We start from the raw sequence: 13,279 nt of genomic DNA on the forward strand, positions 1-13,279 counted from the left end.
ACCCCCAAGCATTGACTTGGGGGTCACTGGCGGCGATCATCGATCGTCGTGAAAGCCGCTCTCGCCGACCGCAACGCCCGCCGTTATCTGAGCGCCGTCGTCGTCTCCGGTTTCGGCACGATGGCCATGTCCCTGGTCGCGGGCATCTGGGTGAAGTCGCTGACCGGGTCGGACAGCCTCGCCGGTCTCACCGCGTTCTGCTTCTGGGCGCCGACGGCGGCCGGGCCCGCGCTCGGCGCGCTGGTCGACGTCCTCGGCGCCAGGCCCGTGCTCATCTGGACCAACGTCGTGGTGGGCGCGGCGCTGTGCCTGCTCTTCCTGGTCCGCTCCCCCGCGCAAGTCTGGCTGCTGTTCGCGGTGCTGGTGCTCTACGGCGTGAGCTTCGTCCTGCTCGACGCGGCCGAGGCGGCCGTCCTGCCCGCGGCCGTCCCGGAGGCGTTGCTGGCCGAGGTCAACGGCCTGCGCATGAGCGCGTCGGAGGGCACGCGTCTCGCCGCGCCCCTGCTCGGCGCCGGGTTGTTCACCGTCGCGGGCGGCGACGCGGTGGTCGCGCTCGACGCGGCCACCTTCGCGGCCTGCGCCTGGCTGCTCGCTTCACTGCGCCTGCCGCGCACGGCCGGGTCGCGCGCCTCCGCGGCGCGCGGGTGGGCGGCCCGGACGGCGGACGGGGCGCGCTTCCTGTTCGGCGATCCGTTCCTGCGCCGCCTCGTGCTGTCCGGCGCGGTGCTGATGCTGGTCTCCGGCGTCAACGGCGCGGCCGTCTTCGCCGTGGTCGACCACGGTCTGCACCGGGAGCCGGGCTTCACCGGTGTGCTGTCCGCGATCCAGGGCGGCGGCACGGTCCTCGGCGGCCTGATCGCGGGGCCGGCGCTGCGCCGGGCCGGGGAGTCGCGGCTGTCCGCCGCCGGAGGGCTCCTCTTCGCCGTCTCAGTGGCCCTGCGCGCCACCCCCTCGGAGCCCGTCGTGGCGGCGGCGAGCCTGCTGTCGGGGCTTGGCCTGCCCTGGGTGCTGGTCGCCGCATTCACCGCCGTACAGCGGATCACACCCCGTGACCTGCTCGCCACGGTGTCCGCGACCACCAACAGTTTGCTGTTCGTGCCGACGGCCGTCGGGATGGCCCTCGGCGCGGGACTCCTCGCCCTGACCTCCCACCGTCCGGTGCTGTACGCGGCGGCGCTCGCCGGCGCGCTCGCCGCGGCGTACGGCCTGCGGGACCGGCGAAGGGCCGTCAGGACTCCGGATCGCGGTACAGGTGGCGCTTGTTGATGTACTGCACGATGCCGTCGGGGACCAGATACCAGATCGGCTCGCCTGCGGCCACCCGGTCGCGGCACTCCGACGACGAGATCGCCAGGGCGGGGATCTCGACCAGGCTGACCTTGCCCGCGGGCAGGCCGGGGTCCTTGAGCGTGTGGCCGGGCCGGGTGCAGCCGACGAAGTGCGCGATGGTGAACAGCTCGTCGACGTCACGCCAGCTCAGGATCTGCGCAAGCGCGTCGGCGCCGGTGATGAAGTACAGCTCCACCCCCGGGCCGTACGTGGAGGCGATGTCCCGCAGCGTGTCGATGGTGTACGTCGGGCCGGGCCGGTCGATGTCCACCCGGCTGACCGAGAAGCGGGGATTCGAGGCGGTGGCGATCACCGTCATCAAATACCGGTCCTCGGTCGAGGACACGGTCTGCTCCGCCTTCTGCCAGGGCCGGCCGGTGGGGACGAACACCACCTCGTCCAGATCGAAGTGATGGGCCACCTCGCTGGCCGCCACCAGGTGGCCGTGGTGGATCGGGTCGAAGGTCCCGCCCATCACTCCCAAACGCCGGATAGCCGTCCCGTTTCGCATGGACGGACGATAACGCGCCTATCGGACCACACCGGAAACCGGCCCCCGCGGACGGCCCTGGCTCCTCACCGCGTCCCGCGCGCGTCCGGCCCGTGAGACATAGCATGCGGAACATGACCACTCCCGATCGCAATCGCGTGCAGCTGCCCGGCATCAGCTCGCGAGCCTACGAACACCCCGCCGACCGTTCCGCACTGGTCGCGATGCGTTCGCTCTCCGGATTCGACGCGGTGCTCAAGCGCACGTCCGGCCTGTTCAGCGAGCGCCGGCTCCGGCTGATGTTCCTCGCCTCCGCGGTGCGCACGACCGACACCCAGTTCCGCGCCCTGCACGACATGGGCCGCGACACCGCCTACATCCTCGACCTGCACCGGATCCCGGAGATCTACGTGCAGCAGGACCCGAAGGCGTACGCGATGGCGATCGGTTTCGACGAGCCGTTCATCATCGTCTCGACGGGACTGCTCGACCTGATGGACGACGAGGAGCTGCGCTTCGTCATCGGCCACGAGACCTCGCACATCCTGTCGGGCCACGCGGTCTACGGCACGATGCTCGAGATCCTGACCCGCCTGGCCACCCGGGTGGCCTGGATCCCGCTCGGCTACATCGGCCTGCGGGTCATCGTCGCCGCGCTGGAGGAATGGCAGCGCAAGGCGGAGATGTCCGCCGACCGCGGCGGTCTGCTCGCCGGGCAGGACCCCGACGCCGCGCTGCGGGCGCTCATGAAGCTCGCCGGAGGCTCACGCCTGCACGAGATGAACATCGAGGCGTTCCTCGACCAGGCCAGGGAGTACGACACGGCGGGCGACGTGCGGGACGGCCTGCTGAAGGTCCTCAACCTGCTCGGCACGACCCACCCGTTCGCGGTGACCCGGGTCGCCGAACTCGACCGGTGGCGCCGCGGCGGAGAGTACGACCGGATCATCGCCGGCGACTACCCGCGGAGGGAGGACGACGCCAACGCGAAGATCACCGACGAGATCAAGGCGGCGGCCAACTCCTACCGCGAGTCGTGGGCCCAGTCGCAGGATCCGTTCATCGGCGTGCTGCGCGATGTCGCCGAGGGCGCGGTCAACGCCGGCGAGCGCATCTTCAACCGCTTCGCCCGCCGCGAGAACTGACCTCGGGGCATCGGGGCACAGCAGGCAGGGGTAGGCCCGTCCGGACGATGCACACGTGCGCCGCGGCGGGCTGCCCGCGACCGTCGGACGAAGTCACGACCAGCCACGATCGTCAGAAGAAGAAGGCCACGGCGCGCACGGCCGCCGCGCAGAGCGCGACGAAGCCGCCCAGGACGGCGAGCGCGCGCAGTCCCTCCCGACGCAGGCCGGGAATGGCCGCGCCCGCGCGTTCGATCTCCCGGCCGATGATCGCGCCGCTGACCACGCCGAACGCGACGCCGGCGATGGTGACGGGCACCGCCTGAGACCACCACTCCGGCTCCAGCCGCGCCCCTGAACCCACCCACAGGGCCGCGAACGCCGCCGCCGCGGCGGGCAGCCCCGGCCACGCGACGGCCGACAACAGCGAACCCGCCAGCGTGAGGGGGAACATCAGCGCGCGCAGGAAGGCGCGGGCACGGCCGGGTTTGCGGCCTCGCACCAGCCAGTGGCTGGTCCACACGGCCCTGGTGACCACGGCGAAGGCCGCCGTGATCGCGAAGGTCGCGAGCGGGTAGACCACCGACGTCACCACGCACGGGACGGCCAGCAGCGCGACCAGGACCAGGGCGGCGTTCCCGGTGGGGATGCCGAGCGCCCCCTCGGGCGCGTGCGTGCCGCCCCCCGCCGCCGCGAGGGCCGCCGGCGCCGTACGGCTCTCGCCCGTCCGGGTACGGCGGCTGGCACGGCCGCCGGTGGGCCGGGCCTGTTCCTTCATCGCCGGCTCCCCGGTCCTCCCCGTCGCCGTACGCGCGGGCGCCTGCGCGCGGACCCGCGCGACCGCCTCGGCGGCGCGGCCGCGGGCGGCCGGATCCGCCCCGGCCCGATCGGCGCCGCGGTCGGTCGTGGACGTCTCGCTGACCCGGGCGAGCCGGGACAGGCGGTCGGCCAGCACGGCGGCGGTGGGACGCCGGGCCGGGTCGCGGTGCAGCGCCGCCCGCACCAGCGGCAGCAGGGCCGCGGGGACCCCCACGAGATCGGCCTTGCCGTTCAGCACGGCGTACATCTGCGACTCCGCCGTACCTCGCCCGAAGGTCGGCCGTCCGGTGGCGGCGAACGCCACGGTGGCGGCCCAGCCGTGGACGTCGGCCGGCTCTCCCACCGTCTCGTCCGAGAACACCTCCGGGGCGCAGTAGCCCGGCGTGCCGAGGAACGCGCCGGTCATCGTGACCCGCGTCGCGTCGAGCACCTGGGCGATACCGAAGTCGATCAGCACCGGCCCGTCCGCGCCCAGCAGGACGTTGGCCGGCTTGACGTCGCGGTGCACGATCCCGCCCGCGTGGATGATCGCCAGCGCCGCCGCGAGGCCGTGCGCCAGCGCGATGAGCCGATGCTCCGGCAGCGGCCCGCCGCGCCGTACGGCGTCGAGGAGGTTCTCCCCCTCGACGTACTCCATCACGAGGTACGGCCGGTCGCCGGACAGGTCGGCGTCGAGCACCTGGGCCACGTAGGGATTCTCGACCCGGCGCAGCGCCCGGACCTCGCGTTCGAGTCGTAATCGGGCGTCGGCGTCGTTCTCGATGGGGTCGCGCAGCATCTTCACGGCGACGCGGTCGCCCCGGCGGCCGACGGCGAGGTACACCTCACCCATGCCACCCCGGCCCAGCCGCTCCATCAGCGCGTAGGGGCCGACCCGCCCGAGACGTCCAGCCATAGGAGCGCCAACCATAGCGGTCCCGCCGCCGGAATCGGTGGAGGCGCGCCGTTCGGACCGCGTACAAGTCGGAGCGCATACGAGCCGGGTGGACGCGGGCCTCGGCCCGCGTCCCGTCCTCACCCGCGTCCGACGGTCACCCTCGTACGTGCCCCTCGCCCGTGTAGATCCACTTGGTGGAGGTCAGCTCCGGCAGCCCCATCGGGCCGCGGGCGTGCAGCTTCTGGGTGGAAATGCCGATCTCCGCCCCGAAGCCGAACTCCCCGCCGTCGGTGAAGCGGGTCGAGGCGTTCACCGCGACCGCCGCCGAGTCCACCGTCGCCACGAACCTGCGGGCGGCCTGCTGGGAACGGGTCACGATGGCGTCGGTGTGGGCCGAGCCGTACCTGCGGATGTGCGCGACCGCGTCGTCCAGAGAGTCGACCACCGCGGCGGCGATGTCGAGCGAGAGGTACTCGCTCGTGAAGTCCTCCTCGGTGGCGGGCACGACGTCGGCGCCGTAGGCCCGCACCCGCTCGTCCCCGTGGACGGTCACGCCCGCGTCCTTCAGCGCCGTCAGCGCCTTCGGGACGAACTCGCCGGCGATGGCGGCGTGCACGAGGACCGTCTCGGCCGCGTTGCACACCGAGGGCCGCTGCGCCTTGGCGTTCACCAGGATCTTCAGAGCGGTGTCGATGTCGGCGTCGGCGTCCACGTACACGTGGCAGTTGCCCACCCCGGTCTCGATGACCGGCACGGTCGACTCCTCGACCACGCTGTTGATGAGCGAGGCGCCGCCGCGCGGGATCAGCACGTCGACCAGGCCCCGGGCGCGCATCAGGTGCTTGACCGACTCGCGGGTCTGGCCGGGCACGAGCTGCACGGCGTCCGCCGGCACCTCGGTCGCCGCCAGCGCCCGCTGCATGATCCGCACCAGCGCCGTGTTGGAGGAGTACGCGCTGGACGACCCGCGCAACAGCACGCCGTTGCCGCTCTTGAGGCACAGCGCGGCCGCGTCCACGGTGACGTTGGGCCTGCCCTCGTAGATGATGCCGATGACGCCGAGAGGCACCCGCACCTGACGCAGCTCCAGGCCGTTGGGCAGCGTGCTGCCGCGCACGACCTCGCCGACCGGGTCGGGCAGGTCGGCCACCTGGCGGACCGCCTCCGCGATCGCGGCGATCCGGCCGGCGTCGAGCCGCAGCCGGTCGATCATCGCCTCGGAGGTGCCGTTCTCCCTGGCGCGCTCCACGTCCACCGCGTTGGCCGCGACGATCTCGTCCGCGGCCTCCTCCAGGGCGCCGGCCACGGCCCGCAGCGCCGCGTCCTTCGGCGCGCGCGGCATCGGCGCGAGCACCGTCGCGGCGTCCCTCGCGGCGTGGGCGACCTTCAGGAATTCCTCTGCCTCAGACATTGCCTCGTGCTCCGTCACGTGTGGTGGTGGGCTCCAGTATGACCATGTCGTCCCGGTGGATCAGCTCACGCCGATACTCCGGGCCGAGTGTTCTCGCCAGCTCCCGGGTGGAGCGGCCGAGCAGCTCGGGAATCTCCCCCGCGTCGTAGTTCACCAGGCCGCGAGCGATCCTGTCGCCGGACGGCGCGCACACGTCCACCGGGTCGCCCGCCGCGAAGTCGCCCTCGACCTTCACCACGCCCGCGGGAAGCAGCGACTTGCGCCGCCGTACGACGGCCTCGACGGCGCCCGCGTCCAGATACAGGCGGCCCCTGCCGGTCGTCGCATGGGCGAGCCACAGCAGACGGGTGCCGGGGTGGCGGCCGCCCGGGTGGAAGCAGGTGCCGATGTCGGCCCCGGCGAGCGCCTGGGCCGCGTGGGCCGCCGCCGTGAGCACCACCGGGACGCCCGCTCCGGTCGCGATGCGGGCCGCCTCCACCTTGGTGATCATGCCGCCGGTGCCCACGCGTCCCGAGGTGCCCAGCTCGACGTCATCCAGGTCTTCCGGCCCGCGGACCTCGGCGATGCGGGTGGCGCCGTCCTTGCGGGGATCGCCGTCGTACAACGCGTCGACGTCCGACAGGAGCACCAGCCCGTCGGCGTGGATCAGGTGGGCCACCAACGCCGCCAGCCTGTCGTTGTCACCGAAGCGGATCTCGTCGGTGGCCACGGTGTCGTTCTCGTTGACGACGGGCATGATGCCGAGCTCCAGCAGGCGGGCCAGCGCCCGCCGGGCATTGCGGTGGTGCGACCGGCGCATCATGTCGTCGGCCGTCAGCAGCACCTGTCCCACGCGCAGGCCGTACCTGGCGAACGACGAGGTGTACCGCGCGATCAGCACCCCCTGCCCCACCGAGGCGGCCGCCTGCTGGGTGGCCAGGTCCTTGGGCCGGGCGCGCAGCCCGAGCGGGCCGAGCCCCGCGGCGATGGCGCCGGACGACACGAGCACGATCTGCGTGCCCGCCCTGCGCCGGGCGGCCAGCACGTCCACCAGCGCGTCCACCCGGTCGACGTCGATCATGCCCTGGGGGGTGGTCAGCGATGACGACCCCACCTTGACCACCAGCTTCGCGGCCTCTCGGATCCGTTCCCTGCCCGTCACGCCATCTCCCACTCCGGCCCTCCGATCAGCCGAGCCTCGCGTCGGTGCCACGCGGGCCCATGGTCGCCTCCGTGGCCTGCGACGGCTGCCAGTCGAAGACGTAGCCGCCCTCCATCGGACCGATGATCACCTCGGCGCCGGCCGTCGCACCGGCCTTGATCAGTTCTCCCTCGACGCCGAGCCGTTCGAGGCGGTCGGCCAGATAGCCGACGGCCTCGTCGTTGGAGAAGTCGGTCTGGCGGATCCACCGCTCGGGCTTCTCGCCGGTCACCTGGAAGCGGTTCTCGTCGAGGCGCCGCACCGCGAACCCGGTCTCGCCGAGCTGCCTGGGCCGGATGACCAGCCGCGTGGGCTCCTCGACCGGGGCCTGCGCCCGGGCCGCCGCCACCATCTCCGCCATCGCGTACGCCAGGGGCCGCAGGCCCTCGTGGCTGGCGGCGGAGATCTCGAAGACGCGCAGGCCGCGCTCCTCCAGCATGGGCGTGACGATGTCGGCCAGGTCCCGGCCGTCCGGGACGTCCACCTTGTTCAGCGCGACCAGCCGCGGCCGGTCCTGCAGCGAGCCGTACGCCGCCAGCTCGGCCTCGATCACCTCGAAGTCGGTCATCGGGTCGCGCCCCGGTTCGATCGTCGCGCAGTCGAGCACGTGCACGATCGTCGAGCAGCGCTCGACGTGCCGCAGGAACTCGTGACCGAGACCCCGGCCCTCGGACGCCCCCGGGATGAGCCCCGGCACGTCGGCGACCGTGAAGACCGTCTCGCCCGCCGTGACCACACCGAGGTTCGGAATGAGCGTCGTGAACGGATAGTCGGCGATCTTGGGCCGGGCCGCGGACAGCGCCGCGATCAGCGACGACTTGCCCGCGTTGGGGAACCCGACCAGCGCCACGTCGGCGACGGTCTTGAGTTCGAGCACGATCTCGGCCTCGTCGCCCGGCTCGCCCAGCAGCGCGAAGCCCGGGGCCTTGCGCTTGGCGTTGGCGAGCGCGGCGTTGCCGAGGCCGCCGAAGCCGCCCTGCGCGGCGACGTACCGGGTGCCGGCGCCGACCAGGTCGACCAGCACCTCGCCGGTCCTGGCGTCCTTCACGACCGTGCCGTTGGGCACCGGAAGGACGATGTCCTCGCCGTTGGCGCCGTCCCGGTTCGAGCCCATGCCCTGCTTGCCGTTGCCCGCCCGGCGGTGCGGCCGGTGGTGGTACTCCAGCAGGGTGGCGGTGTTGGGATCCACCTCCAGGATGACGTCGCCGCCGCGTCCGCCGTTGCCGCCGTCGGGCCCGCCGAGCGGCTTGAACTTCTCCCGGTGGATGGAGGCGCAGCCGTTGCCCCCGTCACCCGCCTTGATGTGCAGGACGACGTGGTCCACGAAGTCGGCCATCAGCCGCTCCCCCTTACTGCTATGGAAAAAGCGATGAGGCGGACCGAATGCTCGATCCGCCTCATCGCGCTGCTTGTGAATGTCCGGGGCGGATCTACTCCGCGGCCGGGACGATGCTCACCGCGCGGCGACCGCGCTTGGTGCCGAACTGCACCCGGCCGGTGGCCAGGGCGAACAGCGTGTCGTCGCCACCACGGCCGACGTTGTCGCCGGGGTGGAAGTGCGTGCCGCGCTGACGGACGATGATCTCGCCCGCGTTCACCAGCTGACCGCCGAAACGCTTCACACCGAGGCGCTGAGCGTTCGAGTCACGGCCGTTCCGGGTGGACGAGGCGCCCTTCTTGTGTGCCATGGTTCACTCCCTTTCGGGGGTAAGCGGGGGTCGTCCCCCGGGAAACTACTGTCCGGGGTTGATGCCGGTGACCTTGACCTGGGTGTACCGCTGACGGTGACCCTGGCGCTTCTTGTATCCGGTCTTGTTCTTGTACTTCAGAATCCGGATCTTCGGGCCCTTGGTCTCGCCGAGGATCTCGGCGGTCACCTGGAACCGGGAAAGCGTGGCTGCGTCGGTGGTGACATCGCCGTCGTTGACGACGAGCACCGCCGGCAGCGACACCGAGGAGCCAACCTCGCCGGCGACCTTGTCCACCTCGAGGACGTCCCCGACGGAGACCTTCTGCTGCCTGCCGCCGCAACGAACGATCGCGTACACCGCGGAACCCTTCTACTGGCTAAATGCTGAGATGCCGCGCCCCGCATCCAGCTGCTGTCGATAACACGACCGGCGATCCGGGCAGGCGCGCGAAGCCAGGCACGCCGACACCGGGCGCACCGATTGCCTAGGGTACCGGATATCCGGTACCCAGGTCGAACCGAGCGGACCGCCGGATGACGAAGTCGTTACTCCGCCGTCTTCCTGCGGGAACGTCGCCGTCCCCGGGAAGACGACGCGGAGCTCTCGCCCTCGTCGGAGCCGTTGGGATCGGCGTCGATGGCGTCCGTGACGCTCTCGCGCGCCGAACCCGACGCCGCGGCGACCGAGCTCTCGCTCGCCGCCAGCTTCTCGGCCACCGACTTCTCGATGGCCATCTTGCCCTGCGTGCCGCGCGGCTCGGGCTTCGCCTCGACCGGCTCGGTCGAGACGATGATCCCGCGCCCGTGACAGCAGTCACACGGCGTGGAGAACGCCTCCAGAAGGCCCTGGCCGACCCGCTTACGGGTCATCTGCACCAGACCCAGCGAGGTGACCTCCGCCACCTGGTGCTTGGTCCGGTCCCGCGCCAGGCACTCCAGCAGCCGCCGGAGCACCAAATCGCGGTTGCTCTCCAGAACCATGTCGATGAAGTCGATCACGATGATGCCGCCGATGTCCCGCAGCCTGAGCTGGCGGACGATTTCCTCGGCCGCCTCCAGGTTGTTGCGGGTGACGGTCTCCTCGAGGTTGCCGCCCTGCCCGGTGAACTTACCGGTGTTGACGTCGACGACCGTCATCGCCTCGGTCCGGTCGATCACCAGGGAACCGCCGGACGGCAGCCACACCTTGCGCTCCATCGCCTTGGCGATCTGCTCGTCGATGCGGTAGGCGGAGAAGGCGTCGGTCTCCTCCTCCCACTTCGTCAGCCGCTCGGCGAGGTGCGGGGCGACGTAGCGGACGTACTCGTCCACGGTCGTCCACGCCTCGTCGCCCTCGACGACCAGGGAGCTGAAGTCCTCGTTGAAGACGTCGCGGACCACCCGGACGGTCAGGTCGGGCTCGCCGGACAGCAGTTCCGGCGGGCTGGCCGACTTGGCCTTGCGCTGGATGTTCTCCCACTGCGCCGACAGCCGGGCGACGTCGCGGCTGAGCTCCTCCTCCGAGGCGCCCTCCGCGGCCGTGCGCACGATGACGCCCGCGTTCTCCGGCATGACCTTGCGCAGAATCTGCTTCAGCCGCGCCCGCTCCTTGTCGGGGAGCTTGCGGCTGATGCCGGTCATCGAGCCGTCCGGCACATAGACCAGGTAGCGGCCGGGGAGGCTGATCTGGGAGGTCAGCCTGGCGCCCTTGTGGCCGATCGGGTCCTTGGTGACCTGGACGAGCACCGACTGCCCGGACTTCAGCGCCGCCTCGATCCGCTTGGGCTGGCCCTCCAGCCCCGCGGTGTCGAAGTTCACCTCGCCGGCGTACAGCACGGCGTTGCGACCCTTGCCGATGTCCACGAACGCCGCCTCCATCGAGGGCAGCACGTTCTGGACCTTGCCGAGATAGACGTTGCCGACGTACGACTGGCTGGACTCCCTGTCGACGTAGTGCTCGACGAGGATGCCGTCCTCGAGCACCGCGATCTGGGTGCGGCCGCCCTGGCGGCGCACCACCATGATCCGCTCGACCGACTCGCGCCGGGCCAGGAACTCCGACTCCGTGATGATCGGGGGACGGCGGCGGCCCAGCTCGCGGCCCTCGCGGCGGCGCTGCTTCTTCGCCTCCAGCCGGGTCGATCCCCGTACGCCCTGGACCTCGTCCACCGAGGTGGACCTGGTGGCGCGGGGCGCCCGGATGCGGACGACGGTGTTCGGCGGGTCGTCGGGGGCCAGCTCGGCCTCCTCGGTGCCCCGGCGGCGACGGCGCCGACGGCGCCGGGTGCCGGTCTGGCCCTCGGCGTCGTCCTCCGCCTGCTCGCGGTCCTCCTCCTCGGCCGACGCGGACTGCGGCTCCTCGCCCTCGCCTTCGGGCTCCTCGCCGTCCTCGCCGTCCTCGGTGTCCCTGGCACGGGCGCCGCGTCCGCGCCCGCCGCGGCGGCGCCGCCGCCTGCGGCCGCCGCCATCCGCCTCGGACTCGTCCTCGCCGGACTCGGTCGTCTCCCCGGGCTCCTCCGGCTCCTCCTCGTCGGCGGACACCGGCTCGGCCGGCGACGCGGGCCGCGGCGCGGGCACCGCGAACGGGTCGGGGGCCTGGAAGAGCGGCTGGAACAACGCCGACGGCGCCTGGAAGGTCACCGAGGGTACGGACGCCTGCCGAGCCGAGAGCCCGAAGGGATCGGCCACCACGTCCGGCCGCCCGCCGTCCTCCTCGGCGTCGTCGTCTTCGATGTCGACGTCCTCGATGTCGAGCGGCTCGTCGTCGAGCGGCTCCTCATCGGGGAGGTTGAGGCGCAGCGCGGCGGCGACCTCGGCCTCCGCGGCGCTCATCGCCCTGGATCGTTCCGTCGCCGGCTCTTCCGCGCGGGCCCGGCGACGGCGCCGGGGGGCCGGGGACTCCTCGGCCTGCACCGCCTCCTCTGCCTGCTCAGGCTGCTGGGGCGACGGCTCACTCTCGTCGGTCCTCTTGCGGGTGCGGCGTCGCCGGGTGGGCGCGGCCGGCTCGTCGTCCCCGGTCGTCGCCGTCTCCACGAGGGCGGCCTCCGCCGGCGCTGTCTCGGGAACGGCCGGCGTCTCGGGAACGGCCGGCGTCTCGAGGACGGCCGGCGTCTCGAGGACGGCCGGCTCGGCGGTCTTGGTACGACGGCGGGTGACCCGCTTGGGCCGTTCCTTCGCGACCGGCTCCTCCGGTGTCACCGGCTCGGCCTGCGCGGCCGACGCCGTGGCCTCGGCCACCTCCGGCGCGGTGGTCTCCGCGGCCTGCGGCGCCGTGCTTTCGGCAACCTTCGGCGCAGTGCTTTCGGCAGCCTTCGGCATGCTGGCCGCGGCCACCGTGGTCACCGGCGGCGGCAGGTCGTCCGGCTCGGGCGGAGGCCCGGCCGGGCGGCTCGCCGCCCGGCGGCGCGGCGTCTTGCGCACGCCGGAGGGACCGGAGGAAACAGCGTCTCCCCCGGCCTGGCCGCGTTCTTCCGTTGTCGTGTCACCGTCAAGGCTCACAGCCCCGTCAGTGGGCTCGTTGTCGAGCATGCGGGCGCTCTCCCGTCAGCCTCCGGGCACGTCTCCGCGCCGCGCGGAGGCTCTCGTCTCTCGCGGTCCGCCGGGCTTCCTGTCGGCGCCTCGGCGGCAAGTCTTATCGGTCTCCGCCTGCCCGGTCGAAAGCGAACGGGTCGGCGGGCTCACCGGTCATCGCGTCGAGCGGCCCCTGCGCCAGCCTGGTCACCGCTGCGGGTGACGGCGGCGCGAAGCCTGCCACGAGACGCAGACCCATGAGCACGTCATCGGGCCGGACGGCAGGTGTTTCGTGCCGAACAACCATACGAAGTATGACACACGGTTGAACGGTCTCCTGACCTGCCGTAATTCCCGGACCGTCGAGCACGGCGAGCGAACGCACCGCCTGGCGGGCGTCGAACCGCCGCATTCCCTTCTTGGTCAGGCGTTCGACCTCCACCTGGTCGGCCGCCAGGAACTCCTTCACCGCCCGCTCCGCCTCGCCCGGATCGGCCCCGGGGAGCCGCAGCTCCCACGACGAGCCCTCCAGCCGGTCGGCCAGGTTCCCGTCCCGCGCCTCCACCACGTCGAGCACGTCCAGTCCCGGCGGCAACGAGGCGTCGAGGTCGTCGCGAACCCGCCGCGGGTCACATGGCCGGTTCACCCCGATCTCGAGGTACTCGGCCTCGCTCGCCACTCCGGTGGGGGCGGCGCCGGCATAGGAGATCTTCGGGTGGGGGCTGAAGCCGGCGCTGTAGGCCACCGGGATGCCGGCTCGCCGCACCGCCCGTTCGACGGCGCGGGAGATGTCACGGTGGCTGGTGAAACGCAGGCGGCCCCGCTTGGCGTAGCGCACACGCAGGCGCTGCACCGTCGGTTCGGGCGCGG

The 13,279-nt window shown here is 72.3% G+C and carries 11 protein-coding genes; 2 read left to right on the forward strand and 9 right to left on the reverse strand.

What is annotated here, in order from left to right:
* The first annotated feature begins 48 nt into the window (after window positions 1-48).
* Window positions 49-1,266, forward strand: a complete 1,218-nt coding sequence (locus AB0O28_RS23150) for an MFS transporter (protein WP_363643348.1) — start codon at window positions 49-51, stop codon at window positions 1,264-1,266.
* Here the strand turns inward: AB0O28_RS23150 and nadD are convergent.
* Window positions 1,229-1,840, reverse strand: a complete 612-nt coding sequence (gene nadD, locus AB0O28_RS23155; protein ID WP_363643350.1) for a nicotinate-nucleotide adenylyltransferase — start codon at window positions 1,838-1,840, stop codon at window positions 1,229-1,231. The genes AB0O28_RS23150 and nadD overlap by 38 nt on opposite strands.
* Window positions 1,841-1,944: 104 nt before the next feature.
* Here nadD and AB0O28_RS23160 point away from each other — a divergent pair, with 104 nt between their 5' ends.
* Entirely contained in the window at window positions 1,945-2,964 is a 1,020-nt protein-coding gene (locus AB0O28_RS23160) for a M48 family metallopeptidase (protein ID WP_363643351.1), read from the forward strand.
* A 112-nt stretch (window positions 2,965-3,076) separates the two neighbouring features.
* Here the strand turns inward: AB0O28_RS23160 and AB0O28_RS23165 are convergent, their stop codons facing one another.
* The 8 genes from AB0O28_RS23165 to AB0O28_RS23200 form a co-directional block, all read right to left on the reverse strand.
* A complete protein-coding gene (locus tag AB0O28_RS23165) occupies window positions 3,077-4,657 on the reverse strand; it encodes a serine/threonine-protein kinase (RefSeq protein ID WP_363643353.1) in 1,581 nt (526 codons plus the stop codon).
* Window positions 4,658-4,793: 136 nt separating this feature from the next.
* Complete coding sequence (locus tag AB0O28_RS23170) at window positions 4,794-6,050, reverse strand: glutamate-5-semialdehyde dehydrogenase (RefSeq protein WP_363643355.1); 1,257 nt, start codon at window positions 6,048-6,050, stop codon at window positions 4,794-4,796.
* Window positions 6,043-7,191 (reverse strand): glutamate 5-kinase, encoded by a 1,149-nt coding sequence (gene proB / locus AB0O28_RS23175; protein WP_363643357.1) that lies wholly within the window; start codon window positions 7,189-7,191, stop codon window positions 6,043-6,045. The genes AB0O28_RS23170 and proB overlap by 8 nt, the downstream gene beginning before the upstream one ends.
* A 25-nt stretch (window positions 7,192-7,216) precedes the next feature.
* Entirely contained in the window at window positions 7,217-8,566 is a 1,350-nt protein-coding gene (gene obgE / locus AB0O28_RS23180) for a GTPase ObgE (RefSeq protein ID WP_363643359.1), read from the reverse strand.
* Between the two features lie 94 nt (window positions 8,567-8,660).
* Window positions 8,661-8,918, reverse strand: coding sequence for a 50S ribosomal protein L27 (rpmA, locus tag AB0O28_RS23185; RefSeq protein ID WP_030505847.1), 258 nt, complete (start codon window positions 8,916-8,918; stop codon window positions 8,661-8,663).
* Between the two features lie 45 nt (window positions 8,919-8,963).
* Window positions 8,964-9,278 (reverse strand): 50S ribosomal protein L21, encoded by a 315-nt coding sequence (gene rplU / locus AB0O28_RS23190; protein ID WP_030505848.1) that lies wholly within the window; start codon window positions 9,276-9,278, stop codon window positions 8,964-8,966.
* Window positions 9,279-9,466: 188 nt separating this feature from the next.
* Window positions 9,467-12,427 carry an Rne/Rng family ribonuclease gene (locus AB0O28_RS23195; RefSeq protein ID WP_363643361.1) on the reverse strand — a complete coding sequence of 987 codons (2,961 nt, stop codon included), beginning with the start codon at window positions 12,425-12,427 and terminating at the stop codon, window positions 9,467-9,469.
* 103 nt (window positions 12,428-12,530) lie between these two features.
* The gene (locus AB0O28_RS23200) at window positions 12,531-13,262 is read right to left on the reverse strand and encodes a TIGR03936 family radical SAM-associated protein (protein WP_363643363.1); all 732 of its coding nucleotides are present in this window, start codon (window positions 13,260-13,262) and stop codon (window positions 12,531-12,533) included.
* Window positions 13,263-13,279: the final 17 nt, after the last annotated feature.

It is taken from the genome of Microbispora sp. NPDC088329, from assembly GCF_040685655.1.
Lineage (GTDB): Bacteria > Actinomycetota > Actinomycetes > Streptosporangiales > Streptosporangiaceae > Microbispora.